Genomic DNA, 1,435 nt, shown 5'->3' on the forward strand with positions numbered 1-1,435 from the left:
GGCAAGTTGACCGATCTCGATCAGAGCGTGTCTGCGGTCTCCCGCCGCGAGGGGCCGGTGGTCGGCCGCCGGCGCAATGCTGCCCGGTGCCCGTGTAGCCCAGCCGCATCACCGCCCTCGGCCGACCACCGGCCGCCCCGTGGCCAAGCCCCCTGAGGAACAGCGGTTCGACATCACCATTGGCAAGCAGTCCGCCCGGCTCTGGAAGGGCGCCACCCACTGCCACTCGCAGCGGGATTCACTCGCGCTTGCTAAGCGATCACCAGAGCCTGGAACAAGTGACGTACCTCGCAGTCCAACCGTGGACATACCGAAACGACGACGGTCACCACCCGGTCGGCGCAGCTCTGGTGGCGCGCTGTGGCGGGATGGGCTGGCCTTGACCTTGGCGTCGGCTAGGCGCCCCTAACCAGACCTGCGAGGAGCAGTCATGCTCAATGGATTCAAGAACTTTTTGACGCGCGGTGATGTCGTTTTTGTGGCCATCGGGTTGATCGTTGCATTAGCGTTCAGTACACTGATCAAGGCGTTCACCGACAACGTGATAACGCCGATCATCACTCGAATTCAGGGCGGCCATTCGGCCGGACTCGGATGGCAGTTGGGTGATCCGGGTAACACCTCGACGTACCTCAACATCGGGCAGTTCATCTCCGCCCTGATCTATTTCGTGATCTTCATGGCGGTGGTCTACTTCCTGATTTTTGTCCCGTACAAGCTGGTCCAGGCCCGCCGGGGAATCAGCGTCTTCGGTCCCCCGAAACCCGCGAAGACCTGCCCGGCCTGCGCCTCCGACGACATCCCGCGGAGTGCCACCAAGTGCCGCTACTGCTGCACCAACCAGCCCATCCCGCCGGTCGGCGGTCTGTAAGAGGGCATTTGGTGAGAGTAGTTTGCCCTTTATGTTCTAGTAAGTTCCTCGCCAGGTTGGTGTGGTCTCGTCCGTTATGCGCTTGGTGAGGTTGTCGATCGAGGCGATGTGGATCATGGCTTCGGAGCTGGCCGGGAGGGTCTCGTAGTCGCGGGCGAGGCGGCGGCGTTGCATGATCCACCCCAAGCTTCGTTCAACCACCCACCGCCTTTTCGCCACGTGAAATCCAGGGACGTCGGACTTCCGGTGGACGACCTCGACGTCGACTCCGAGGCTTGCGCCGTGCTCGATCATTGCGTTCTTGAAGCCAGTGTCGACCCAGCTCTTGGAGATGCTCGGGTAAGGGCTTGCAGATAATTAACACGCTGATTTTGTGGCGGAGTTGGACGCATGTCCTTGTGTGACGACGCGGGCGTGGATGGCGGCCAGGGCGGTGGGCGGGGATGGTGCGGGCGGGATCTCGGCCCCGTGTCCGCGTACTGATCTGAGTGCTCCAGTGCGTACGGGCTTGCGTGCACCACCGGCCCGGCTCAACGGAGTGTGACCGGCGTTGGCATCGCATAG

The 1,435-nt window shown here is 62.5% G+C and carries 1 protein-coding gene and 1 pseudogene; one reads left to right on the top strand and one right to left on the bottom strand.

Annotated elements, in window-relative coordinates:
- Positions 1-430: 430 nt before the first annotated feature.
- Positions 431-871 (top strand): large conductance mechanosensitive channel protein MscL, encoded by a 441-nt coding sequence (locus ACZ6EM_RS40425; RefSeq protein WP_465774685.1) that lies wholly within the window; start codon positions 431-433, stop codon positions 869-871.
- A 36-nt stretch (positions 872-907) separates the two neighbouring features.
- Here ACZ6EM_RS40425 and ACZ6EM_RS40430 read toward each other — a convergent pair.
- Positions 908-1,213 (bottom strand): annotated as a pseudogene (locus tag ACZ6EM_RS40430) (transposase); the annotation flags it as partial.
- Positions 1,214-1,435: the final 222 nt, after the last annotated feature.

It is taken from the genome of Kitasatospora sp. NPDC041917, assembly GCF_055589745.1.

Bases quoted from the DNA above. Each gene is read 5' to 3' on its own strand.
- ACZ6EM_RS40425 (WP_465774685.1), top strand. From the start codon at position 431: ATGCTCAATGGATTCAAGAACTTTTTGACGCGCGGTGATGTCGTTTTT.